Below are 23,272 nucleotides of genomic sequence, written 5' to 3' on the forward strand. Positions count from 1 at the left end.
CTCAGAGCCGCTCATAGGGGGTGTCGATGTAGTCGTCCTTATCATATCCGCGTGAGGCAAAAACGAGCAGGATCGAACCGGGACCGAAGGTCATTTCGTGCCAGTCCCTTGGCTCTACCAGCAGGCACTGGTCCGGTGACGACAAGGTGATCTCTTCCCGGGCCTTTCCATCGTCCATCAAAATCATCACGCTTCCCGAAAGCGCCACCAACGCCTGTCGAGTCTGGTGATGACGATGGCCACCGCGCGTGTATCCGTCGGCTCCATAGATCCAAAAGCTCCGGACGACCGGAAATGGCAGTATTCCGTCCATGACGGTCAGCGCGCCTCGTCCGTCGGACATCGTCTTTAACGTAAGCAGGGTAAAAGCAGACAAGATTGGTTTTCCAGTTTTGTCGGTTCAGCCGGTTGGGAAATGCGGAGCTGGCTCCCTCACCAGGCTGATGAGGTATCGACCGTAAGAGCTCTTTTCAAGTGGAGCCGCCAGCCTTAGCAATTGCTCGGCATCTATGTATTCCAAATGAAAGGCGATTTCTTCGGGGCAGGCAATCTTCAGCCCCTGGCGCCGCTCGATGGTGGCAATGAATTGACTGGCTTCAAGGAGTGAATCGTGCGTGCCCGTATCAAGCCAGGCATGCCCTCTTCCCAGGACGGCAACATTCAGCCTGCCGGTCGACAAATAATGCCGATTGATGTCGGTAATTTCGGTTTCACCGCGCGGCGAGGGTTTCAAACCGGCAGCAATGTCAATCACGTCATTGTCGTAGAAATACAAACCCGTCACCGCGTAAGAAGAGCGGGGCCTGGATGGCTTTTCCTCCAAGGTGAGGACTTTCCCCTCACCGTCAAATTCTACCACCCCATACCGTTCGGGATCGTGGACTTTGTACGCGAAGATCGTCGCTTCGTCCGATCTCGCCGAAGCCGCGGATAAATCATGCGTCAGGAGGTTGCCGTAAAAGATATTGTCTCCGAGCACGAGGGCGGTTGCCTCTTGCCCGATGAATTCCCTGCCGATCGAGAATGCCTGAGGAATGCCTTCGGGCGCGGCCTGCACGGCATATTGAAGGTTCAACCCCCATTGGGCGCCGTCACCTAGCAGCTGTTCAAAGCGCGGCGTGTCCTGTGGCGTCGAGATAATCAGGATATCCCGGATACCTGCGAGCATCAGCGTTGACAGGGGATAATAGATCATCGGTTTGTCAAAAACCGGAAGAAGTTGCTTCGAAATGGCGAGGGTCGCGGGATGGAGCCGGGTACCCGAGCCCCGGCGAGCAAGATGCCCTTGCGCAGCTTTTTCTTCGAAGACAAGAGACCTCCTGCAACTGGTAAATCCGCGCGCATTCACGAGGCTTCGTGATGACGTCGCTGTTCGACATTGCTCACTACAGATAGATCGATCGGCATGCAATGCACTTACCGAGACGGGAAGTAGCCCAATCTCTCATCAATCGAGCATTGATCCAGGATAATCTGCAGTACCGGATTGCGACGCCGCCTTTCCGTCTGCTACGGCTTGGCCAGATTTCGCCCCTTAGAATGTGAGCAAGACACCCTTCAAAATGGCTGCAGACACTGCCGATCCACGCCCTCCCCGGATAAGTCTCATCACCGTTTGCTGGAACGCAGAGCGGACCATTGCCGATACGTTGCGGTCCATCGACCAACAAACCTACCGCGATTTCGAGCACATCATCATTGACGGTGGCTCAAGCGATTCCACACTCGCCATCATTGCTTCGGCGCCGGCGGAGAACCGCCGCGTATTTTCGGGACGGGACGGAGGTATCTATGAGGCCATGAACAAGGGGATTGGCCTTGCGAGCGGCGAGATCATCGGCTTCCTGAACGCGGATGACACTTTCGAGAGCAGCGGCTCCCTCGAAACCGTGGCGGCCGCGCTGGACGATGAAGCCTATGACGGCTGCTATGGCGATCTCATTTATGTTTCCAACCAGCATCCCGATCGCACAGTCCGTTATTGGAAATCCTGTGCGTTTGAACCCGGTTTCTTTAGACGGGGCTGGTGTCCGCCGCATCCGACATTCTATGTTCGGCGTCGCATCTATGACCGGTTCGGGACGTTCGATCTGCGTTATCGGCTGGCAGCCGATGTCGAGCTTATGATGCGTTTTCTGGAAGTTGCGCGCATCAGGACCGTTTATATTCCCCGCGTATTGGTGAGGATGCGCTTGGGGGCGCCACAAACAAGAACATTCAAAACATATCGCGTCAGAACAAGGAAGTGCTGCGTGCCCTTGCCGACCACGGCCTGGGGGTCTCGATCCTCACGTTCTGGGCATCGAAGCTTGTGAACCGTCTCGGTCAGTTCGTGAAACGAGATCGATAGCAGGATTTATCACGCCCGATTTCAGGCCGGGCCAATGGCAGGTCAGGCAGCCACCCTCCCCCGCACTCCATCGGCAATCGCCGCCATCCTGTCCGCCGCTGCATGGCCGATCAGCATGAAGGCGTGCGTTCCGTTCGACCAGTAGACGACGTTCATGCCCTTGCGGCTTTCGAGATCCGGCGCTTTGGGACCGGCATCGGAGCGGACGATGCAGAGCGCCATCGGGCCGGTTTCGGGGTCGAGATAGGCGATCTGGGCGAGCGGTTTGCCATCATATTGCAGCAGCAGAGCACGTTTGAAATCGATGCCCGGCAGCGAAACGGATTCGGGGAGAGCGATAGGCCGAGCTTTTCGTCGAGGCCTGCGAGCTGGGTGGCCTGGTCGTCTCTTGCGGGCACGGGACCGGCAAGAGTCTCCGGTGTATAGAGCGAGATATAGTCGGCGACCACGGCGCGCCATTCGCTGTTTTCGTCCTTCGCTGAAACGCCTCTGCCGATGGCGAGGACGGCGCGGTCGATAGCGACGCCGGCGACAAGTGAGGCGGCAAGCGCGCCGAGGAAGCGGCGGCGGCTGGCGGATACAGGCGTGGCGCCGGGTTTGGCGCTCTCAGGCACTGGGATGGCGGCGAGCATCGTTTCCAGTTTCTCGCGTGGAGCCTGCGACAGCAGCGGCGCAAAGGCCTGCGCGAAGGGCAGGCTGGCGCGGGCCAGGAATTCCAGCCGCTCGGCGACAGCCTTGTCTTCGTTCACCAGACTTTCGATGCGCGCAGCTTCGTCAGCCGTCAGTTCACCGTCGATGAAGGCGGTCAGGTCCTCGTCGGAGGGAATGGTGCGTTTCGTATTCATTGCCGTCCCCCTTCCCGCTCGTCACTGGCGAGCTTGGCGCGGGCTGCCGCCAGCCGGCTCATCACGGTTCCGATCGGAATATCCAGTATGCTTGCAACCTCGCGATAGGAAAGCCCTTCGACATAGGCGAGGAACACCACTGTTCTCTGCGCCTCGGGCAGCGCATTCACCCGTTTCAGCACCTGACCCGCCATCACATGGGTTTCGGTGTCGTGGGCGCCGTCGAAGGTCAGAGCCTCCCCGGCATCGACGAAACCCTGGCCCTCACGCACCCGGCGGGAGCGGACCTCGTTCAGCCAGATCGAATGCAGGATCGAAAACAGCCAGCGGTCGAGCCGGGTGCCGGCGACGAACTGATCGGCGCGTTCCAGCGCGCGCAGGCAGGTCGCCTGCACCAGATCGTCGGCGACATCACGCTGATGCGAGAGAACGAGACCATAACGCCAGAGCCTTGCCAGATTTTCCGTCAGGCCGCTCTTGATATCCGCTGCGCTCGCGATAGCCGCCTCCGACGATCCTGCCTGCCTCGGAACCGCCGGACGAACCGGCGATTCCGTTCTCGCGCGACTATAGGCAGGAAACGAAGTGCGCGCGACCGACATTCTTACATCCCTCCCCCGTGGTTTCCCGTTCCCGCCCGGTGCCGGCAATCAGATCTTCGACGGATCGATGATGGCTGCGCTCAAGTCCTGATATTCCTCGCAGTCGGTGCCGCAGATCGACTTGATTGACTTCAACTGGTCCTTTGCCAGATCGAGCCTGCCCTTGATGACATAGGCTTCGCCGAGATATTCACGGACCTTGGCGTATTGCGGATCCATCTTCACAGACTTGAGATAATAGGAAATGCCTTCGTCGGTGCGGCCGAGCTTGCGGGTGGCGTAACCGCGATAATTCAGCACCTCGGCGGTGTTCTGGTCCTTGACCGTGTCGAGCATGGCAAGCGCCTCCTCATAGCGACCGCTCTTGGCCAGTGAATAGGCGTAGTCGGTGCGGTTCTCGTCAGAGACGTTGGCGCTCTGCTGCTTGACGCATTTCTTGCTCTTCTGGTCGTAGATCTCACCCTTCTTGCAGGTCGGCATCGTGCTGTTGTCATTGCCGGCTGCGAAGACCGGGCCCGAGAAAACGGAAGCGGCAAGGCAGCCGCCGAGAATGAGGGAAGCAATACGGATTGTCATGATCGTCATCGGAAAACTCCTCGAAAGTGACGTTGCGAGGAGAAAACACCGCTGCCCCGAGCTTTATTCGGCAGCCTCTCTATTTTCTTCATCACGGCTTCGTGAAGCCACCGAGGCCGAATAGATCGTCGAAACCGGGTGTTCTCAACGTTACGCCGGGAACGACAAGGAGAACTTAGTGACCGATACCGTAAAACTCGTCAGCCTCGCCGTCGCCGCACCCGAACATGTCATTTTCCAGAAAGAAGCGGTCGAAGCCTCCGGCCGGCTGTTTGCCGACCGTTTTGAGGATTTCCGCCATCTTGCCCGCGTCTTCGACAGCGCTGGCATTCAAAAGCGCCATGCGGCGCGACCGCTTGCCTGGTTCGACGAGCAGCATGGCTGGCAAGACCGGATGCAGGCCTATGCGGAGGTGGCAGCTGAGCTCTTTGTCGAAGCCGCCAGCTCAGCGCTTTCCCGGGCGGGGCTTGAAGCCGGCGATGTCGACTGTGTCGTGACGGTCTCGTCGACCGGTTTTACGACGCCGAGCCTCGATGCGCAGATGGCGCGCCGGATGGGCTTCAGGGCCGATATCGAGCGCGTGCCGGTGTTCGGGCTCGGCTGTGCGGCCGGTGTGTCGGGCTTTGCGATCGCCGCGCGGCTGGCGCGCAGCCGGCCGGGCGCCGTCGTGCTCTTCGTCTCGATCGAGCTCTGCACGCTTGCCTTCCGGCTTGACGAGCTGACGCGGCCGAACATCATTGCGACGGCGCTTTTCGGCGACGGTGCCGCCGCCTGCGTGCTGCGATCCGGCGAAGGCGGGCTGGCGGAGGTGGAATCGACTGGCGACCATCTCTTTCCCGACACACTCGACATCATGGGCTGGAAGATCGACGACGGCGGTTTCGGCATCGTGCTGGCGCAATCCCTGCCGCCTTTTGCCGAAAAGGAGCTGGGCCCGGCGGTGACCGCCATTCTGGCGCGAAGCGGACTGACACCTGCAGATATCGATCGCTTCATCTGCCATCCCGGCGGCACCAAAGTCCTGGCGGCGATGGAGAGCGCGCTTTCGCTGACGCCGGGCACGCTCGATCACGAGCGCGGCGTGCTTGCCGACTACGGCAATATGTCCTCGCCGACCATTCTATTCGTGCTGGAGCGGGCGATCCGCGCCGGATTGCCGGAGCGCTCCGCGATGATCGCCATGGGGCCGGGCTTTTCGGCGAGCTGCGTGACGCTTCGGAGGGTGGCATGATCTGGCCGTCGATCGCGCTCCTTGCCTTCGTGACGCTGCAGCGGTTTGGCGAACTCGTGCTAGCCCGGCGCAACACCGCCGCCCTTCTCGCCAGAGGCGCCAGGGAACTGGCGCCGGAACACTATCCGGCCATAGTGGCGCTGCACGCCGGCTGGATCATCGGCCTCTGGCTGCTGGCACCCGGCAGGCCGGTCGAGCTCTTCTGGTTTGCCGTCTTCATCGGGCTGCAGGCGCTGCGGCTTTGGGTTCTGGCGACGCTGAAAGACCGCTGGACGACGCGCATCATCATCCTGCCCGGCGCGCCGCTCGTCACATCCGGCCCCTATCGCTTCCTCCGGCATCCGAACTACGCGATCGTCGTCGGCGAGATCGCCGCCCTTCCTCTGGCGTTCGGTCTGCCCTTTTACGCAATCGGCTTTTCGCTTCTCAACGCCTGCATCCTCTATGTCCGCATGAAGGCCGAAAATGCCGCACTGAAAAGCGCAATGATTTTGAAATGAAGGCGATTTTTCGTTTGCCCGGCGGTATCGGCAGGGGCATTTTCACTGCGATAACAAAGCGGAATGCAGGGAAATGACGAAAAACGCAATCGTGCTCGGCGCCGGCATCGTCGGCGTGTCGACGGCTATCCATCTTCAACGGCGCGGCCGGCAGGTGACGCTGGTCGACCGCAAGGATCCGGGCAACGAAACCTCCTTCGGCAATGCCGGCCTGATCCAGCGCGAAGGTGTTGCGCCCTACGGCTTTCCGCAGCAGCTTGGCCTGTTGCTGCGTTATGCGCTGAACAACCGCATCGATGCGCATTACCATCTGCGCACGCTGCCGAGCCAGCTTGCCTTTCTCGCCCGCTACTGGTGGAATTCGAACGCCCGGCGCCACGCTCTCATCACCCGAGCCTATGCGCCGCTGATCGAAAATTCGATTGCCGAACACAAGGATCTCATCGAGGCGGCGCATGCCGAAGCGCTGATCCGTAGGGACGGCTGGATGAAGATCTTCCGGACTGAGGCCAAGCGCGATCAGGCCTTAGCGGAGGCAGCACTCTGGCAGAGTGAATTCGGGGTGGAATATGACGGCCTGACTTCGGCCGACATCGCCCGCATGGAGCCTGACATGACAGGCGATTTTGCCGGCGGCATCCGCTGGCGTGATCCCTGGTCGGTGCTCGATCCGCATGCGCTGACATCGGCCTATCGCGGCTATTTCGAAAGCCTCGGCGGCAGGTTCGTCACAGGCGACGCCGCCTCGCTTGGCCAGTTCGGCTCCGGCTGGAAGATCATGACCGGGGAAGGCCCGCTCGAAGCCGACGATGCGGTGATTGCGCTCGGCCCCTGGGCGGCGCTTGCGACGCGCCGCCTCGGCTATTCCTTGTCCCTTGGCGTCAAACGCGGCTATCATATGCATTATGCCGCCAAGGGAAATGCAGTGCTCAACAACTGGATGCTGGATGCCGAACGCGGCTATCTGCTGGCGCCGATGCGCCGCGGCATCCGCCTGACGACCGGCGCGGAGTTCACAACGCTTGATGCGCCGAAGACACCGGTCCAGCTCGACCGGGCCGAGGTGGTTGCCCGCGCAATCTTTCCGCTCGGCGACAGGCTCGATCCCGAACCCTGGATGGGCGCCCGCCCCTGTACGCCGGACATGATGCCTATCATCGGCAAGGCGCCGCGCCATCAGGGCCTGTGGTTCGCCTTCGGACATGCCCACCACGGGCTGACGCTCGGGCCGGTGACCGGCCGCGTGCTTGCCGAACTCATTACCGGCGAGACGCCGTTCATCGATATTGCGGCTTATTCGCCGCAGCGTTTCAACCCGTGACGCCGAGCGTGGCAAGCCCTTCGAGAGCCGCTACCGCGATGCCTTCCACAGTATCGTCGATATTGACGGTGACGACACCTTGCTCGCCGGTGGGCACCTCAAGCGTTGCCAACTGGCTTTCGAGCAACGACACCGGCATGAAATGGCCTTTGCGCTCGCCCATCCGTTTGGTCAGCAAGGCTTTGGAGCCTTCGAGATAGACGAAGAACAGATTGCCGCCGGCCGCAGCCCGCAGCCTGTCGCGATAGATGCGCCTCAGCGCCGAGCAGGAGACGATGATGCCCTCGCCTTTCTCAAGCGAGGACTTGATGTCTTCGCCGATGCGGTCGAGCCAGGGCATCCGGTCCGCGTCGGTCAGCGCAATGCCCCTCGACATCTTCTCGACATTGGCCGCGGGGTGCAGTGCATCGCCTTCGACGAAAGCCAGGTGCAGGGCTTCCGCGAGCTTTTCGCCGACGGAGGATTTGCCGCAACCGCTGACCCCCATGACGATGATCGCATGAGGTTTGTTCGTCCGCCGTTCCGGCATGTTTCCTCCTGAACCTTCCAACCTGTCGGTCATTCCGGACGGAAAACCGCTTCACACTTTTCCTGGAATTACTCCATTTTCCCGCTCAATCGAGCGGGAAATGACAGGCATATTGTTGAGCATCCTCTCCCCTTAATTCGGGAGAAACCTGGCGGCAATAGTCCTGCGCCTTCCAGCAGCGCGGGTTGAAATGGCAGCCGGACGGCGGCTTCAGCGGCGATGGCAGTTCGCCCTGCAGGCGGATGCGGTTCTTCTCGCGCTCGGGATCGGCGATCGGCGTCGCCGACAGCAAGGCTGCCGTATAGGGATGGCGCGGCCGGGCGAAGACCTCGGCGGCGGGACCGGTCTCCACCGGGCGGCCGAGATACATCACCATCACCTCGTCGGCGATATGATGGACGACGGAGAGGCCGTGCGAGATGAAGAGATAGGCAAGGCCCATCTCCTTCTGCAGGTCCATCAACAGGTTCAGCACCTGCGCCTGGATCGACAGGTCGAGCGCCGAAACCGGCTCGTCGAGCACCAGCACCTTCGGCCGCAGCATCAAGGCGCGGGCAATGGCGATGCGCTGACGCTGGCCGCCGGAGAACATGTGCGGGTAGCGGCCATGATGCTCCGGACGCAGGCCGACGCGGGCCATCATCTCCTCCACCTTGCGGCGGCGGGCGGCGGCGTTGAGATCGGTATTGATCTTCAGCGGCTCTTCCAGGATCGAGCCGACCTTCTGGCGCGGGTTGAGCGAGCCGTAAGGATTCTGGAAGACGATCTGCACCTGGCTGCGCAGGCTGCGGTCGCCAACCTGGGCGGGCTTGCCGTCGATCAGCAATTCTCCCGCTGTCGGGTTCTCGATCATGGTGACGAGGCGGGCGAGCGTCGACTTGCCGCAGCCGGATTCGCCGACGACGGCAAGCGTCTTGCCGGAATGAAGGCTGAAGCTGACGCCGTTCAGCGCTTTGACCGTGGCATCGGCTTTGAAGAGACCACGGTTAACGGTGTAGAAGCGGGCGAGATCCCTGCCCTCAAGAACAGCGCCTGTCATACCAGGTCTCCTGCGGTTTCAGTGGCCATGACGCCGGGATGGCCGAGCGGCTTGCCGTTCTTCAAAGGATAATTGCACAAAGCCAGCCCGAGCTCCGGTCCCTGGCGTACGACGCCGCGATCGCATTCGACCGTGGCGTAGCCACAGCGCGGCGCGAAAAGACAGCCCGTAGGGCGGCCGTGCTGGCCGGGAACGACACCGGCGATCGAGGGAAGACGCTGGCCGACCTCAGCGCGTTCCGGCAGGGCGGCGAGAAGCGCTGCGGTATAAGGGTGGTGCGGATCGCGGAACAGCGCCTTCACCGGCTGCTCCTCGACCTTCTGGCCGGCATATTGCACCTGCACGCGCTCGGCAGTTTCGGCGACGACACCCATGTCGTGAGTGATCAGCACCAGCGCCATGCCCTGCTCTTTCTGTAGGCGCACGAGCAGATCGAGGATCTGCGCCTGGATCGTCACGTCGAGCGCGGTCGTCGGCTCATCGGCGATCAAGAGCTTCGGATTGCAGGCGAGTGCCATGGCGATCATGACGCGCTGGCTCATACCGCCGGACATCTGATGCGGGAAGTTCGACAGGCGGTCTTCCGGCGCCGGAATGCCGACGAGGTTCAGAAGCTCGATCGAACGTTCGCGGCGCTCCTTGCGGTTGAGGCCCATATGGACGCGCAGGGTCTCGCCGAGCTGGAAACCGACGGTGAAGCACGGATTGAGGCTCGACATCGGCTCCTGGAAGATCATCGCCATGTCCTTGCCGACGATCCTGCGGCGCTGGCGGCCGGAGATGCCGCGCAGATCCTGGCCGTCGAATTGCATGCGGTCGGCAGTGATCTTCGCCGTCCAGGGCAGAAGCCCCATCAGAGCGAGCATGGCAACGGATTTGCCCGAGCCGGATTCTCCGACGACCGACAGGATCTCGCCCTTGTCGCAGGCAAGCGATACGCGGTCGACGGCGCGGAAGAGACCTGAAGAGGTCTGGAATTCGACGGTTAGATTTTCAATTTCGAGAAGTGGCATCACGACCTCTTCAGCTTGGGGTCAAGCGCATCGCGCAGGCCGTCGCCCATCAGGTTGATGGCGAGAACGGTGATGAGAATGGCAAGACCGGGGAATGTTACGACCCACCAGGCGCGCGAGATGAACTCGCGGGATTCGGCGAGCATCGTGCCCCATTCGGGTGTCGGCGGCTGGGCACCCATACCGAGGAAGCCGAGGGCGGCGGCGTCGAGGATCGCTGCCGAGAAGGCGAGCGTCGCCTGGACGATCAGCGGCCCAAGACAGTTTGGCAGGATGGTCTTGAACATCAGACGGAACGTCCCGGCGCCGGCAACACGCGATGCGATCACATATTCCTTCTCGCGCTCCGTGATGACGGAGGCGCGCGTCAGCCGCACGAAATGCGGCTGGTTGACCAGCGAAATCGCGATCATCGCATTGGTCAGGCCCGGGCCGAGCACAGCCACCAGCACGAGGGCGAGCAGCAGCGACGGGAAGGCCAGGATGATATCCATCAGCCGCATGATCGCCGTATCGACCTTGCCGCGGAAATAGCCGGCGACGAGGCCGATCAGAACACCGCTTACGATGGAAAGGGTGACGACGACGACGCCGATGAAGAGCGAGAAGCGCGCGCCGTAGATCAGGCGCGAAAGGATATCGCGGCCGACGGCATCGGTTCCGAGCGGGAAGGAGATGCTGCCGCCTTCCATCCAGGCCGGCACGGCGAGCAATACCTGGCGGTTCTGCTCGTTCGGCGTATGCGGCGCAAAGACCGGCGCGAAGACAGCGACCACAAGGATAATGACGAAGACCACGAGGCCGATGACGGCGCCCTTGTTGCGGGAGAAATAATGCCAGAACTCCGCAAGAGCGGATGGCTGGCCGGTTTTGACGGTGACGGTGCTCATGAACCGCTCCTAATGACGAATGCGCGGATTGATGAAGCCGTAGAGGACATCAACAATCAGATTGACCAGCATGATGACGCCAGCGATCAGCAGGAGGCCGCCCTGGACCACGGCGTAGTCACGCTTGAAGACCGAATCGACCATCCATTTGCCGATGCCCGGCCAGGAGAAGATCGTCTCGGTGAGAATGGCGCCGGCCAGGAGAACGCCGATCTGCAGACCGATGGTGGTGATGACCGGGATCATCGCATTGCGCAGCGCGTGCACGCCGACGACGCGCAGCGGCTTCAGGCCTTTCGAGCGGGCCGTGCGGACATAGTCCTCGCCGAGAACCTCGAGCATCGCCGAACGCGTCTGGCGCGCAATCACGGCGAGCGGAATGGTGGCCAGCACGATGGTCGGCAGAATGAGATAACTGACGGCCGAGGCGAAGGCGCCCTTCTGGCCGGACAGCAGACTGTCGATCAGCATGAAGCCGGTGACCGGCTTGAAGAAATACATCAGCGAGATGCGGCCGGAAACCGGCGTCCAGCCGAGATAGCCCGAGAAGAAGATGATCAGCAGCAGGCCCCACCAGAAAATCGGCATGGAATAACCGATGAGGGCGACACCCATCACGCTTTGATCGAACCATGTGCCTCGCTTGACGGCAGCAAAGATGCCGGCGGGCACGCCAAGACAGACGGCGAGCATGATGGCACAAAAGGAAAGTTCGAGCGTTGCCGGAAACAGCGTCAGGAATTCGCCGAGAACCGGCCGCTTGGTGACGATCGAGGTGCCGAGATCGCCGTGCAGCACTTTTCCGAGATAATCGAAATACTGCACATACATGGGCCGGTCGAAACCGAGATCGTGCATGATCTGGGCGTGCCGTTCCGGCGCCATGACACGCTCGCCCGATAAAAGCATGACGGGATCGCCGGGCAGCATGCGGATGAACGAGAAGGCAATGAGGGAAACGCCGAGGAATGTCGGGATCAGCACCGCAAGGCGGCCGATGAAAAAACGCAACATGGCAGATGTCCAATAGTTTCCGGCGGTCAGGGGGTGCCTGACCGCCGGCTGCGCCCAGCTCTGCCGGGCATTCTTACATTTTTCTTGTTATTCGGATACGTCGACGCCGTCGAAGCGGTGAATGCCGAGCGGATCCATGAAGAAGCCGGAGACCTTCTTGCTCATCGGAACGAAGACGAGCGAGTGATCAAGCGTCGCCCAGGGGGCTTCCTTCTTGAAGATCAGCTGTGCCTGCTCATAGGCCTTGGTGCGCTCGCCGACATCGGCGGTCAGCTTGGCCTTGGTCATCAGGTCGTCATATTCCTTGTTGCACCACTGAGCACGGTTGTTGCCGCCGACGGCATCGCAGCCAAGCAGCGTATCCATGAAGTTGTCCGGGTCGCCATTGTCGCCGGTCCAGCCGAGGATGACGGCGCCGTCGCGCTTCACGTCGGAGGAGAGCTTCAGATATTCGGCCCATTCATGGGTGACGATCTCGACCTTGACGCCGGCCTTGGCAAAATCGGCCTGGATCAGTTCGGCAGCGCGGCGCGCGTTCAGCATGTAGGGACGCGAAACCGGCATCGCCCAGACCTTCATGCTGAGATCCTTGACGCCGGCATCGGCGAGAGCCTTCTTGGCGGCATCCGGATCGTACTTGTCGTCCTGAACGGCGTCGTTATAGGACCACATCGTCGGCGGAATGGGGTTCTTGGCAACGGCCGCTGCACCCTGGAAGACGGCGTCGATGATCGCCTGCTTGTTGATCGCCATGTTCAACGCACGGCGAACTTCCGGCTTGTCGAAGGGGGCCATCTGCGTGTTGTAGGCGAGGAAGCCGACATTGAGGCCGGCCTGTTCCATCACCGTTAGATTGCCGTCCTTCTTCAGCTCGGGAACGTCAGCCGCATTCGGATAAGGGATCAGGTGGCATTCGCCGGCCTTCAGCTTCTGCGCGCGGACGGCGGCGTCAGAGGTGATGGCGAAAACCAGATCGTCGATCTTTTCCTTGCCCTTGAAATAGGTTTCGTTGGCCTTGTAGCGGATGACGGCATCCGGCTGATAGGCGACGAAGGTGAAGGGGCCGGTGCCGAGCGGCTGCTGGTTGAACTGCGCCATCTTGCCGTCGGCGGCAAGCTTGTCGGCATATTCCTTGGAAACGATCGAGGCGAAGTCCATGGCCAGGTCGGCAAGGAACGGCGCCTCGGGATGGTTGAGCGTGAACTTGACGGTGAGGTCGTCGACCTTCTCGATCGACTTGATCAGATCCGGGAAGCCCATGCCGGCGGCGTATTCGTAAGAACCGCCCTCGACATACTTGTTCCACGGATTGTCCGCCTTCAGCTGACGCTCGAAGGAGAACACGACGTCGTCGGCGTTGAAATCGCGCGTCGGCGTGAAGAAGTCGGTGGTCTGATACTTGACGCCGGGATGAAGCTTGAAGGTGTATTCCGTGCCATCGGCCGAAACGCTCCAGCTGTCGGCGAGGCCCGGTTCGATCTCGGTACCGCCATGCTTGAATTCGACCAGGCGGCTATAGACCGTGCGCGACGAGGCGTCGAAGGTCGTGCCAGCCGTATAGAGGCTCGGGTCGAAGCCTTCCGGCGAACCCTCGGAGCAATAAACAAGGGTCTTGGACCAGGCCGACGTCGCCATGACCGAAATCAGGGCCGTCGCTGCCAGCATGACAGAGATCTTTTTCATAATATTGTTTCCCGGTTGTTCTTTTTTAATGTCTGGAGACCGCAGATATGCATCCCGATCGACGGTCGATGGAACGACATTTATCTACTGAAAGCAACGGGCTACGGAGAAAATTTTTCCAGTTGGACAATTTTAGAAATTTTCAATCAAAAATCGGCCTCATTTGGACAGATTCGGATAAAAACGTCCGGGATTTCGTCGTATTTTGGATAATTGCGCCCTTTATGCGTGTCGTGATCGGTCAGAATCGCCTGCCAGGCTTGAGACGTTTATTCTCGCCGAACCGGTAGACGCGGCAAAATAAAAACCGCGATGGCCGGGGCCATCGCGGTTTCAGAACTCTGTCCTGCTCTTTTAAATTCAGGCGGCGGGCGCAACGATCGCGGGTTTGCGATATGGCTGCTCGCCGGTGATTCCGAGAAGGAAATTGATCTGCGGACGCGCCTTGACGAGGTCGTCGATGGAATATTCCGACAGCACGGCGAAGAAGGCGTTGAGCGCCTTGCGCAGCGCCGAATTCAGGCCGCAGCTGTCAACCAGCGGGCATTCGACCACGCCATCATCCTCGAAGCATTCGGCCATGGCGAAACTGTCTTCCGTCACCCTGACGACGTCGAAGAGCGTAATGTCGGCCGCCGGCTTGCCCAGGCGCACGCCGCCATTGCGACCGCGCACGGTTTCGACGAGGCCGGCCTTGTTCAGCGGCTGGAGGATCTTGAAAAGAAACAGTTCGGACACGCCGTAAGCCCTGGCAATTTCCGGAATCCGGCTCAAGTGCCCGTCGTTGGCAGCACAATACATCAACATGCGAACCGCATAGTTGGTCTGCTTCGTCAACCGCATGCCATTCTCCTGACTCGTGCCTGTTCAGACCTATATAGGCGGTTTGGTAGTTTTGAACAATTCCAAAATATGAAATTCGCATTCAGCTTATGAGGCCAAATGACGCGACGTCAATCCTGCGCCGAAATCTTCTGGTTGCAATCCATAATGTCATGCCCGCGCCCGCGCGCGCCGGGACGGTCGGAGATACCGGTGCGGTGTGATGGTTTCCAAGACAGCAAATAAAACGGGGGCCATAAGGCCCCCGAATTGCAAATCGATTTATCGTCAGATCACTTCATTGTCGGCATGACGAACTCAGCGCCGCTCTTGATGCCGGAGGGCCAGCGGGCGGTGACGGTCTTGGTCTTCGTCCAGAACTTGATCGAGTCCGTGCCGTGCTGGTTGAGGTCGCCGAAGCTCGAGGCTTTCCAGCCGCCAAAGGAGTGATAGGCGAGCGGAACCGGGATCGGAACGTTGATGCCGATCATGCCGATATTGATGCGCGAGGCGAAATCGCGGGCGGCATCGCCGTCACGGGTGTAGATCGCAACACCGTTGCCATATTCGTGCTTCATGGGCAGCGACAGGGCCTCTTCGTAATTCTGGGCACGAACGACGGAGAGGACAGGTCCGAAGATCTCAGTCTTGTAGATGTCCATCTCGGGTGTGACGTGATCAAACAGGCAGCCGCCGACGAAATAACCGTCCTCATAGCCCTGGAGCTTGAAGTCGCGGCCGTCGACGACGAGCTTGGCGCCTTCTTCGACGCCGCGGTCGATCAGGCCGCGAACACGGGTATAGGCATCCTTCGTGACCAGCGGGCCCATGTCCGCCTGGTCGTCGGTGTAGGGGCCGATGCGCAGCGATTCGATCTTCGGGATCAGCTTTTCGACGAGGCGGTTGGCGGTGTCCTCGCCGACCGGTACGGCAACCGAGATCGCCATGCAGCGCTCGCCGGCCGAACCGTAGCCTGCGCCCATCAGCGCGTTGACGGCCTGATCCATATCGGCATCCGGCATGATGATCATGTGGTTCTTGGCGCCGCCGAAGCACTGGGCGCGTTTGCCGTTCATCGCCGCCGTGCCGTAGACGTAGCGGGCGATCGGCGTCGAGCCGACGAAGGAGACGGCGCCGATATCGGGATCGGTGAGGATCGCGTCGACGGCACCCTTGTCGCCGTTGACGACGTTGAGGATGCCGGCGGGCAGACCGGCTTCGATCATCAGTTCGGCAAGACGAATCGGCAGGGAGGGGTCACGCTCTGAGGGCTTCAGGATGAAGGCGTTGCCGCAGGCGATCGCCGGCGCGAACATCCACATCGGGATCATACCGGGGAAATTGAAGGGGGTGATGCCGGCGCCGATGCCGACCGGCTGGCGGATCGAATACATGTCGATCGCCGGACCAGCGCCCTCGGTGAACTCGCCCTTGGCGAGATGCGGGATGCCGCAGACGAATTCGCAGACTTCCAGGCCGCGGATGACGTCGCCCTTGGCATCCTCGATCGTCTTGCCGTGCTCCTTGGAGAGCATCTCGGCGAGTTCATCCATGTGCTTGTTCAGGAGTTCGACGAATTTGAAGAAGACGCGGGCGCGACGCTGCGGATTGGTGGCAGCCCATTTCGGCTGCGCAGCCTTGGCATTTTCGACGGCGGCGCGCAGTTCCTCGACGCTTGCGAGCGCGACCGTCGCCTGCACTTCGCCGGTTGCCGGATTATAGACATTGCTCACGCGGCCGCTGGTGCCGGCGACCTGCTTGCCGCCGATGAAATGACCGATCTCACGCATGGATGCTCCTCCTGTTTTTGGGATGGCCCACAATCGCACTTCAATTTGCACAAATCAATGCGCTGATATAAGTAACCGTTGTGCGTAAATTATAGTGCCACCATTTGCATCAGGCGCTGCTGCTGCTCTCAAACTTGGAACGGCAGTCGGACAAGTCAAATCCCAAGGGGAGATCAAAACGATGAGCCGCAAACCCGTCGTCAGAATGGCGGAGCTGGAGATCGATCCGGACATGCTTGACGCCTATCGCGCCTTGCTCACCAGAGAAATCGAGGCATCCGTAGCGCTGGAAGCCGGCATCCTTTCTCTCAGTGCCGTTTGCATCAGGGACGTCCCCAACCGGATTCGCATTCTCGAGGTCTATACCGACAAGGAGGCATACGAGGCCCATCTGCGGACACCGCATTTCCTTGAATACAAGGCCGAAACGGCGGGCATGGTGACATCGCTGACGCTTCTCGACGTCGATCCGATCGTAATGCGGGCCAAGCCATGAACTGGGACGACGTGCGGATTTTCCTTGCCGTCGCCCGTACCGGGCAGATCCTTGCCGCCTCGAAGCGGCTGGGGCTCAATCATGCTACGCTCTCGCGCCGGCTGACCTCGCTGGAAGAGGCGCTGAAGACGCGGCTTTTCATCCGCCGGACCAATGGCTGCGAGTTGACGGCGGAAGGCGAAGTGTTCCTGGCGTCCGCCGAGCGGATGGAAACGGAAATGCTCGCAGCACAGGCCAGCCTCGGCCACACCGATACGGCGATCGCCGGGACGGTACGCGTCGGCGCGCCGGATGGTTTCGGCGTTTCTTTTCTGGCGCCACGCATGGGCCGGCTGATCGAGCGTCATCCGGCGCTGAAGATCCAGCTCGTCCCGGTGCCGCGCTCCTTTTCGCTGTCGCAGCGCGAAGCCGATATCGCCATCACGCTGGAGCGGCCCGAACAGGGCCGGCTCGTCTCCTCCAAGCTCACAGATTACACGCTCGGCCTTTATGCCTCGCGGGACTATCTCGCCTCTCGCGGCACGCCTTGTGATATCGAAGCGCTGAAGGCGCATCCGCGTATCGGCTATGTCGAAGACCTGATCTTTACCGCGTCGCTGAATTTCTCCGGCGAGGTGATGCGAAGCTGGGATGCCAGCTTCGAGATTTCGACGTCAATCGGGCAGACCGAGGCGGTGCGATCAGGCGCCGGCATCGGCATTCTGCACGATTATATCGCCCGGCAATATCCAGAGCTCCAGCGCATCTTGCCGGATGTGTCCATCAGACGCGCTTACTGGACGACCTATCACGAAACAGCCCGCGATCTGGTGCGCGTCAGGAGCGTTGTCGATTTCCTGCAGGAACTCGTCGGCGCCGAACGGCAGATCTTTCTTTAGTTCTCAGAGACGTGCTTGGCCGGTTCGTCGTTTTCATCGGGATTTGGAACCGGCGCCTCGTCCGGCAGCCTGTCCGGCTCCGGTTCGATGATCGGCGGCACCGGCTTCCAGCCGGGTGCCGGCATCGGCGGCTGATCGGGAATGGGTTCGTTGGGCACGGACATGGCCGCCTCCCTTTTGATGATAATGGATTAAACTGACGTCGGGCCGGCCTATTTGTCCGGCTTCAGCACATCGGCAGCACGCATCGGCATGCTGTCGATGATGGCGAAAAGCTCGCCATCGGTGATCGGTTCGCTGACCTTGAGTTTCACCGTACCGTCCTTGCCGACAAGGAAGGCGGCAAATTCCCCAATCTCGGCCGCCTCGAGATCAAGGCGGATCGCCTCGCCGTCAAGCCCGTCCGCCGCACCGAAGAGCGGCCGGACAGTTGCGCCCGAGATCTTGAGCACCACCAGATCACGCTCGTCTAGGGCTGAGCGGTCGGCCAAAAGCTGATTTTCCTGCCGGGCGGCGCGGGCATTATCCTTGTCGGCAAAAACGACGAAGACGCGGTTCTTCCACTGGAACGCCGCGAGGCTTTCGACCGGTGCATAAGCACTGTTCGTCTCGTCGATTTTGGTCGCGCCGTAGAGAAGGGTTTTCGACATGCATATTCTCCCGTTAACTTGGAGAACGGGTCGGGACGGCATGGGTTCCATCGAAATGGCTGGAAGCGGGGTTTCATTCTTATCGTGGAGAAAATGGTACGGTTGGGGGGTCTCGAACCTCCGACCTCAGGTGCCACAAACCTGCGCTCTAACCAACTGAGCTACAACCGCATAAATCACGCTTGGCGCGACGGGGGTCACATACGAGGACTTGGCGATGAATTCAAGCCCCATTCCTCGTCAATATACAAAAAGGCTGGACGCGTGGTCCAGCCTTTTGTCTCCGACCGGTTAAGATCGATCAGGCAACCTTGAAGGAAGCCATGGCCTTTTCGGCGGCGTCCTTGGAGGGCTTTGCGAGCTTTTCGGCAACCTGCTTGGTGGTTTCCTGGATCGACTTCGCCTGTTCGACGGTCAGCTCGGCCTGCTTGCGGATGAAGGCGGTCTGCAGCTCGAAGAATTCGGCGGCGGACTTGACGCCGAGCAGTGCTTCGAAATGCGAGAGCGAGTTCTCGGAATTGACGCGCAGGATGTCGATAGCCTTCAGGCCGAGTTCGACGCCGCCGGCCTGTGCCGTCTGGACGGTGGCTTCGAGGGTCTTGCCGGCTTCTTCGCCAGCGGTCTTCAGCTTGGCATAGGCGTCTTTGGACTGCTGAGCGCCTTTTTCGGCGAAATCACGGAAGGATTCCGCGAACTTGGACGGGTCGAAAGAAGCGATTGAAAAAACGTCGTCGGTCTTTATGGTAGCCATGGGTCGCATCCTTTGGGCTGAGGCAGTCGCTGCCTGCAATAGTTGGGATGATGCTTATATAAGACATTTCATTGTGCATTGCAACAATTATTGTGCAATGCACAAGACGTTAACCTTGCCGGCCGAAAACCCCCTGCTCTTCTGGACCCGCATGCGCCCCGCAGTTATTAATAAGCCGTTAATTTAAGAAGGCCGACAGCGACAAGGTTCGATCATGCCCGCAGTCCAATATCCGTTCATCGATATCGCCGTGCATGCACGGGTGCGGGAACGTTTTTCACGCGGCGAGGCGATGGTGCTGTTTTCGGCCGACCTTGCCCGCCTGCTCTGGGCAAACGGTGCGGGCGCCGAACTTTTCGGCCATTCGGCCGTCTATGATCTGCTCGATCAGGGCGTCGACCGCACGGATATCACCTTCCGCCAGCTGGAAACGGCCGCGCGCCAGCTTGCCGATATCGGTGACCACAGAAGCCTGATGATCCGCGTCGCCAAGGGCTTTCAGCGTGTGCAGGTGCAGGCGGCAGCCGAACTGATCCGGCTTTCTTCAGGCGAAAAGGCCATGCTGTTTTCGGTCCCGGTCTCGACAAAGCCGCTGACGTCAGGCGCATCGGCGGCGCAGATGCTGCAGGGGCTCGATGACCCGGACACCCATATGGCCGTGATCGGCGCCGACGGCGACGTCATCGCCGCTTCACCCGGCTTTGCCTCGCTCGGGATTTCGGCGCAGACGGCAAAGACCTTGATCAATCTTGCCGGCGCGCATCCCGACCGGCTGGTGAAGCGACCCGTTGCCACTAGCAGAGGCAATCTTCCGGCTGCGGTCGGCAAGCTCAGCGACGAGCCGGCGCTCAACCTGCTCTTTGCCGTGGAGACGGCGATCGGCCATCTCGACGCGATCGACGCAGCCGCGTCAAATCCGATCGATACCCCCGCCCTCGACTTGATTGATGCGCCCGTGCAGGAAGAAAGCGTGCCGCCGGCCGAAGATTTCCGCGACGAGCCCGTTGCCCACACAGGCTTTACCGAGATCATTGAGGCGGTCTCGGGGATCGAGGAAGTCGAGGAAACGCTCGAGGACATCACCGGCGAAAACGACCAGCCGGTGGAAAGCGCAGCGGCAACCGCAGACGAGATGGCCGAGGACGCCGGTCTCGCCGAGGATGCGGAGCCGGAAAGCGACGGCGGCGCGATCGACGGCAGCGCGGATGAGTCCCACGAGCCTGCTGCGATCATCGAGGACGACCTTGCCTCCGTCACGCAGACGGTGGAAACGGCGACGACGGCGGAACCGCCTGTTGAAGCCGGCGAAACGCCGGTCGAAGAGGCGCCGGAAGCCGTTCACGAAGAGCCCGTCGTTGCACCGCCTATGGTCGCCGACGCCTCCCCTGCTCCTGAGCTTGCGGCTGCGCCAGGCTTCGTCTTCAGGCCGAACAGCCGCGCCACGCGCTTCGTCTGGAAGATCGACGCCGAGGGCCGGTTCAACGAGGTCAGCCATGAATTTGCCGAGGCCGTCGGTCCGCATGCCTCCGAGATTATCGGCTCTGCCTTCGGCGATGTCGCCGCCCTCTTCAATCTCGATCCCGACGGCAAGCTTGCCGAAGCGCTCGCCCGCCGCGACACTTGGTCGGGCAAAACCATCCTCTGGCCGGTCGAAGGCACAAGCCTCGTCGTTCCCGTCGATCTGGCGGCCCTGCCGACCTATACCCGCAACCGCGACTTCGATGGCTTCCGCGGTTTCGGCGTCGTCCGGCTTTCCGATGCGCAGGAAGATCCGCTGGCGCTCGGCCTGACGCTCGGCCCGGATGGCGTCGGCCATGATGCGGCAAGCCTCGGTCCGGTGACCGAGACCGTCGCCGAGGCGGTACACGAGATGCCGGCAGTGCAGGAAGAGGTCGCGAGCGAACCCGCCCTGACGCAAGAGGTCGAGGAGCAGGCGCCTGCGGCAAGCGAGCCGCAGCCGGAGACGGAGCTGGCGTCTGAGGAGATTGCAGCCGAGCAGGCGTCCGACGAACCGCCTTTCCAGCAAAACGCTTCGGAAAAACCAGACGATAGCGCCGATGCCGGCGATATCTCCGCCGCCGAACCGGCAACGAAAACGTCGAACGAGCCGCCGGCGCTTCGCATTTCGGAAACGCCCAACCGCCGCTTCTCCGACAAGATCGTTCAGCTCCATAACAGCGGCGCCGCACTGACGGCCGCCGAACAGGCCAATTTCCGCGAGATCGCCAAGCGTCTCGAGGCCTTCGGCGCCAGCAAGGACGAAGCTGCTGCGCCGGCGCGGAGCGAACCCGCCGCCACGGAAACGGCCAGCTTCGAAGAGGCTTCCGGGGCCGAAGAGTTCAAGGCCGAAACACCCATTGACGACGACACGGAAGCGCCATCGCTCGAGGAGATCGTGCCACAGGAGGCGATTTTCGAGAATGCCGCCGACGCCCAGCGCGACGACGATGGTGCCGAGGAGCCCGATGTCATCGATGAGGACGAGGTGACGGAAGGGCTGGGGGAGACGGTCAGCCAGATCGAGGTTCTGACAAGCTTCATCCCGCCGCGCGTCAAGATGACGGACGGGCTTTCGCTGGGAACGGTCGACCAGCTGCCGGTCGCCGTGCTTATCCATGTCGGCGATGCGCTGATCCATGCCAATCCGGAATTCATGCGGCTGACCGGCTACGCGTCGCTCGATGCTTTGCGCGAGGTCGGCGGCATCGAAGCCCTGCTGCAACGCCGCGAACTCGAGGAAAAAGCCGCCGGCTCCGGCACCATGATGCTCGTCAAGGCAGACGATAGCCTAGTTCCGGTGACGGCGCGGCTGCAATCGGTGCGCTGGGAAGACGCCAACGCGCTGATGCTGGCGCTCATGCCGGTGGAAGGCAAGGAAGACGGCCGCGGCGACGCAAGCCGCTCCGAGGGCCGGACAGAAGCGCGGCCCGAGCGGATGGTCGAGAAGGTCGCCAAGCTTCAGGTCGAAGTGGAGGAATTGCGCTCCATCCTGGAAACGGCGACCGACGGCGTCGTCGTCATCGGCACCGAGGGCGACATCCGCTCGATGAACCGGTCGGCGAGCGCGCTTTTCAATTACGACGAGCAGGAGACGCGCGGCAAACCCTTCGTCATGCTGTTTGCCCATGAGAGCCAGAAGGCGGTGCTCGACTATCTGAACGGCCTCTCCGGCCATGGCGTCGCCAGCGTGTTGAACGACGGGCGCGAAGTGATCGGCCGCGAGGCCGCCGGCGGCTTCGTGCCGCTGTTCATGACGATGGGCCAGCTCACCTCCTCCAACGGCTATTGCGCCGTGATCCGCGATATCACCCAGTGGAAGCGCACCGAGGACGAACTGCGCAACGCCAAGGGCGCGGCCGAAACCGCCAATGCCCACAAGACCGATTTCCTCGCCCGCGTCAGCCACGAAATCCGGACGCCGCTCAACGCCATCATCGGCTTTTCCGACATGATGGCCGGCGAGCGCTTCGGGCCGATCGGCCATCCGCGTTATATCGAATATGCCAACGACATCGGCCGTTCCGGCCGGCATGTGCTGGATATCGTCAACGACCTGCTCGACATTTCGAAGATCGAGGCGGGCGAGATGGATCTCGATTTTGCCGCCGTCGGCCTCAACGAGGCGGTCTCCGAGGCGGTCGCCCTGGTCCAGCCGCAAGCGAACGGCCAGCGCGTCATCATCCGCACGGCGCTGTCGCATGCGGTGCCTGAGGTCGTGGCGGATCTGCGCTCGATCAAGCAGATCGCGCTCAACATCCTGTCGAACGCCATCCGCTTCACTCCGTCAGGCGGGCAGATCGTCGTTTCCACTTCCTATGAGGCGAATGGCAGTGTCGTGCTGAGGGTCCGCGATACCGGCATCGGCATGACGCGCAGCGAACTCGATCAGGCGATGAAACCGTTCCGGCAGGTTTCCTCGACCCAATCGCGCCATCGCGGCGACGGCACTGGGCTCGGCCTGCCGCTGACCAAGGCGATGGTCGATGCCAACCGCGCGGTGTTCTCGATCAATTCGGCGCCGAACGAGGGCACGCTCGTCGAGATCACCTTTCCATCGCAGCGGGTGCTGGCCGGCTGAGCCATAAAGAAAAGGCAGCCGAGGCTGCCTTGAATTTGGTGCTGTTCAACAAGAGCTCAGTCGATCACCATCATGTATCGAAAGCCCTGCTGCATGATTGCGCGTCTAAGACGCGCGGCGCTGTAGGGCTCCAGGCCGCCTCGTTCATACACGGCCCCCAAGTTGGCTTTTAGATTTGACAAACCTTTCTTAACGAAAGGTTTCCATGACAGTG

Annotated in this window: 20 protein-coding genes, 1 tRNA gene and 3 pseudogenes; 7 read left to right on the plus strand and 17 right to left on the minus strand. The window is 61.2% G+C overall.

All coding sequences use genetic code 11. The features are described 5' to 3' along the window. Position 1: 1 nt before the first annotated feature. Positions 2-376, minus strand: a complete 375-nt coding sequence (locus MF410_RS15275; RefSeq protein ID WP_012556659.1) for an FdtA/QdtA family cupin domain-containing protein — start codon at positions 374-376, stop codon at positions 2-4. Between the two features lie 24 nt (positions 377-400). Further along, a pseudogene (gene rfbA / locus MF410_RS15280) lies at positions 401-1,311 on the minus strand (glucose-1-phosphate thymidylyltransferase RfbA). Positions 1,312-1,562: 251 nt separating this feature from the next. Here rfbA and MF410_RS15285 point away from each other — a divergent pair. After that, positions 1,563-2,350 (plus strand): annotated as a pseudogene (locus MF410_RS15285) (glycosyltransferase family 2 protein). Positions 2,351-2,392: 42 nt separating this feature from the next. On the opposite strand, the pseudogene MF410_RS15290 reads toward MF410_RS15285, so the two are convergent. From MF410_RS15290 to MF410_RS15300, 3 genes and pseudogenes are all read right to left on the minus strand, one after another. After that, positions 2,393-3,195 (minus strand): annotated as a pseudogene (locus MF410_RS15290) (anti-sigma factor). After that, positions 3,192-3,797 carry an RNA polymerase sigma factor gene (locus tag MF410_RS15295; protein ID WP_097623934.1) on the minus strand — a complete coding sequence of 202 codons (606 nt, stop codon included), beginning with the start codon at positions 3,795-3,797 and terminating at the stop codon, positions 3,192-3,194. The pseudogene MF410_RS15290 and the gene MF410_RS15295 overlap by 4 nt, the downstream one beginning before the upstream one ends. 48 nt (positions 3,798-3,845) lie before the next feature. Then, positions 3,846-4,382, minus strand: coding sequence for a tetratricopeptide repeat protein (locus MF410_RS15300; RefSeq protein WP_097623933.1), 537 nt, complete (start codon positions 4,380-4,382; stop codon positions 3,846-3,848). Positions 4,383-4,551: 169 nt separating this feature from the next. Between MF410_RS15300 and MF410_RS15305 the strand changes: the two genes are divergently transcribed. The 3 genes from MF410_RS15305 to MF410_RS15315 all read left to right on the plus strand — a co-directional run bounded on the left by MF410_RS15305 (position 4,552) and on the right by MF410_RS15315 (position 7,425). Continuing rightward, positions 4,552-5,604, plus strand: coding sequence for a type III polyketide synthase (locus MF410_RS15305; protein WP_097623932.1), 1,053 nt, complete (start codon positions 4,552-4,554; stop codon positions 5,602-5,604). After that, positions 5,601-6,104, plus strand: coding sequence for an isoprenylcysteine carboxylmethyltransferase family protein (locus MF410_RS15310; RefSeq protein ID WP_097623931.1), 504 nt, complete (start codon positions 5,601-5,603; stop codon positions 6,102-6,104). The genes MF410_RS15305 and MF410_RS15310 overlap by 4 nt, the downstream gene beginning before the upstream one ends. Before the next feature lie 73 nt (positions 6,105-6,177). Beyond that, on the plus strand, positions 6,178-7,425 hold the full coding sequence (locus tag MF410_RS15315; protein WP_097623930.1) for an FAD-binding oxidoreductase: 1,248 nt from the start codon (positions 6,178-6,180) through the stop codon (positions 7,423-7,425). Here the strand turns inward: MF410_RS15315 and MF410_RS15320 are convergent. The 8 genes from MF410_RS15320 to MF410_RS15355 form a co-directional block, all read right to left on the minus strand. Beyond that, positions 7,415-7,954, minus strand: coding sequence for a gluconokinase (locus MF410_RS15320; RefSeq protein ID WP_097623929.1), 540 nt, complete (start codon positions 7,952-7,954; stop codon positions 7,415-7,417). The genes MF410_RS15315 and MF410_RS15320 overlap by 11 nt on opposite strands. 85 nt (positions 7,955-8,039) lie before the next feature. After that, complete coding sequence (locus MF410_RS15325; protein ID WP_097623928.1) at positions 8,040-8,993, minus strand: peptide ABC transporter ATP-binding protein; 954 nt, start codon at positions 8,991-8,993, stop codon at positions 8,040-8,042. Further along, positions 8,990-10,006 carry an ABC transporter ATP-binding protein gene (locus MF410_RS15330; RefSeq protein ID WP_097623927.1) on the minus strand — a complete coding sequence of 339 codons (1,017 nt, stop codon included), beginning with the start codon at positions 10,004-10,006 and terminating at the stop codon, positions 8,990-8,992. The genes MF410_RS15325 and MF410_RS15330 overlap by 4 nt, the downstream gene beginning before the upstream one ends. Further along, positions 10,006-10,896, minus strand: a complete 891-nt coding sequence (locus MF410_RS15335) for an ABC transporter permease subunit (protein WP_097623926.1) — start codon at positions 10,894-10,896, stop codon at positions 10,006-10,008. Before MF410_RS15335 ends, MF410_RS15330 begins: the two co-directional genes overlap by 1 nt. 9 nt (positions 10,897-10,905) lie before the next feature. After that, positions 10,906-11,910, minus strand: a complete 1,005-nt coding sequence (locus tag MF410_RS15340) for an ABC transporter permease subunit (RefSeq protein WP_097623925.1) — start codon at positions 11,908-11,910, stop codon at positions 10,906-10,908. 87 nt (positions 11,911-11,997) lie between these two features. Beyond that, positions 11,998-13,593, minus strand: coding sequence for an ABC transporter substrate-binding protein (locus MF410_RS15345; protein WP_239619880.1), 1,596 nt, complete (start codon positions 13,591-13,593; stop codon positions 11,998-12,000). A gap of 360 nt (positions 13,594-13,953) precedes the next feature. Further along, positions 13,954-14,436 carry an iron-responsive transcriptional regulator RirA gene (gene rirA, locus MF410_RS15350; RefSeq protein ID WP_003588420.1) on the minus strand — a complete coding sequence of 161 codons (483 nt, stop codon included), beginning with the start codon at positions 14,434-14,436 and terminating at the stop codon, positions 13,954-13,956. A 272-nt stretch (positions 14,437-14,708) separates the two neighbouring features. After that, a complete protein-coding gene (locus MF410_RS15355; RefSeq protein WP_097623923.1) occupies positions 14,709-16,205 on the minus strand; it encodes a CoA-acylating methylmalonate-semialdehyde dehydrogenase in 1,497 nt (498 codons plus the stop codon). Between the two features lie 181 nt (positions 16,206-16,386). Here MF410_RS15355 and MF410_RS15360 point away from each other — a divergent pair, with 181 nt between their 5' ends. Continuing rightward, complete coding sequence (locus MF410_RS15360) at positions 16,387-16,701, plus strand: putative quinol monooxygenase (protein ID WP_097623922.1); 315 nt, start codon at positions 16,387-16,389, stop codon at positions 16,699-16,701. Continuing rightward, on the plus strand, positions 16,698-17,579 hold the full coding sequence (locus MF410_RS15365) for a LysR family transcriptional regulator (RefSeq protein WP_097623921.1): 882 nt from the start codon (positions 16,698-16,700) through the stop codon (positions 17,577-17,579). Before MF410_RS15360 ends, MF410_RS15365 begins: the two co-directional genes overlap by 4 nt. Here MF410_RS15365 and MF410_RS15370 read toward each other — a convergent pair. The 4 genes from MF410_RS15370 to MF410_RS15385 all read right to left on the minus strand — a co-directional run bounded on the left by MF410_RS15370 (position 17,576) and on the right by MF410_RS15385 (position 18,980). Beyond that, positions 17,576-17,743 carry a hypothetical protein gene (locus tag MF410_RS15370; protein ID WP_097623920.1) on the minus strand — a complete coding sequence of 56 codons (168 nt, stop codon included), beginning with the start codon at positions 17,741-17,743 and terminating at the stop codon, positions 17,576-17,578. The two genes, MF410_RS15365 and MF410_RS15370, sit on opposite strands and share 4 nt — an antisense overlap. Before the next feature lie 48 nt (positions 17,744-17,791). Then, a complete protein-coding gene (locus MF410_RS15375) occupies positions 17,792-18,229 on the minus strand; it encodes a DUF4174 domain-containing protein (RefSeq protein ID WP_097623919.1) in 438 nt (145 codons plus the stop codon). A 94-nt stretch (positions 18,230-18,323) separates the two neighbouring features. Next, positions 18,324-18,400: transfer RNA gene (locus MF410_RS15380), tRNA-His, on the minus strand. A gap of 130 nt (positions 18,401-18,530) precedes the next feature. Beyond that, the gene (locus tag MF410_RS15385) at positions 18,531-18,980 is read right to left on the minus strand and encodes a phasin (protein ID WP_097623918.1); all 450 of its coding nucleotides are present in this window, start codon (positions 18,978-18,980) and stop codon (positions 18,531-18,533) included. A gap of 214 nt (positions 18,981-19,194) precedes the next feature. On the opposite strand from MF410_RS15385, the gene MF410_RS15390 reads away from it, so the two are divergent. Then, positions 19,195-23,058: an ATP-binding protein gene (locus MF410_RS15390; RefSeq protein ID WP_239619881.1), complete on the plus strand. Its 3,864-nt coding sequence runs from the start codon at positions 19,195-19,197 to the stop codon at positions 23,056-23,058. The last annotated feature ends 214 nt before the right edge of the window (positions 23,059-23,272 follow it).

Origin of the sequence: Rhizobium sp. C104, from assembly GCF_022354505.1 — a bacterium.
In the GTDB taxonomy this organism is placed as follows: Bacteria; Pseudomonadota; Alphaproteobacteria; order Rhizobiales; family Rhizobiaceae; genus Rhizobium; species Rhizobium redzepovicii.

Bases quoted from the DNA above. Each gene is read 5' to 3' on its own strand.
- MF410_RS15295 (WP_097623934.1), bottom strand. From the start codon at position 3,797: ATGTCGGTCGCGCGCACTTCGTTTCCTGCCTATAGTCGCGCGAGAACG.
- MF410_RS15300 (WP_097623933.1), bottom strand. From the start codon at position 4,382: ATGACGATCATGACAATCCGTATTGCTTCCCTCATTCTCGGCGGCTGC.
- MF410_RS15310 (WP_097623931.1), top strand. From the start codon at position 5,601: ATGATCTGGCCGTCGATCGCGCTCCTTGCCTTCGTGACGCTGCAGCGG.
- MF410_RS15315 (WP_097623930.1), top strand. From the start codon at position 6,178: ATGACGAAAAACGCAATCGTGCTCGGCGCCGGCATCGTCGGCGTGTCG.
- MF410_RS15320 (WP_097623929.1), bottom strand. From the start codon at position 7,954: ATGCCGGAACGGCGGACGAACAAACCTCATGCGATCATCGTCATGGGG.
- MF410_RS15325 (WP_097623928.1), bottom strand. From the start codon at position 8,993: ATGACAGGCGCTGTTCTTGAGGGCAGGGATCTCGCCCGCTTCTACACC.
- MF410_RS15330 (WP_097623927.1), bottom strand. From the start codon at position 10,006: ATGCCACTTCTCGAAATTGAAAATCTAACCGTCGAATTCCAGACCTCT.
- MF410_RS15335 (WP_097623926.1), bottom strand. From the start codon at position 10,896: ATGAGCACCGTCACCGTCAAAACCGGCCAGCCATCCGCTCTTGCGGAG.
- MF410_RS15340 (WP_097623925.1), bottom strand. From the start codon at position 11,910: ATGTTGCGTTTTTTCATCGGCCGCCTTGCGGTGCTGATCCCGACATTC.
- MF410_RS15345 (WP_239619880.1), bottom strand. From the start codon at position 13,593: ATGAAAAAGATCTCTGTCATGCTGGCAGCGACGGCCCTGATTTCGGTC.
- rirA (WP_003588420.1), bottom strand. From the start codon at position 14,436: ATGCGGTTGACGAAGCAGACCAACTATGCGGTTCGCATGTTGATGTAT.
- MF410_RS15355 (WP_097623923.1), bottom strand. From the start codon at position 16,205: ATGCGTGAGATCGGTCATTTCATCGGCGGCAAGCAGGTCGCCGGCACC.
- MF410_RS15360 (WP_097623922.1), top strand. From the start codon at position 16,387: ATGAGCCGCAAACCCGTCGTCAGAATGGCGGAGCTGGAGATCGATCCG.
- MF410_RS15365 (WP_097623921.1), top strand. From the start codon at position 16,698: ATGAACTGGGACGACGTGCGGATTTTCCTTGCCGTCGCCCGTACCGGG.
- MF410_RS15370 (WP_097623920.1), bottom strand. From the start codon at position 17,743: ATGTCCGTGCCCAACGAACCCATTCCCGATCAGCCGCCGATGCCGGCA.
- MF410_RS15375 (WP_097623919.1), bottom strand. From the start codon at position 18,229: ATGTCGAAAACCCTTCTCTACGGCGCGACCAAAATCGACGAGACGAAC.
- MF410_RS15385 (WP_097623918.1), bottom strand. From the start codon at position 18,980: ATGGCTACCATAAAGACCGACGACGTTTTTTCAATCGCTTCTTTCGAC.
- MF410_RS15390 (WP_239619881.1), top strand. From the start codon at position 19,195: ATGCCCGCAGTCCAATATCCGTTCATCGATATCGCCGTGCATGCACGG.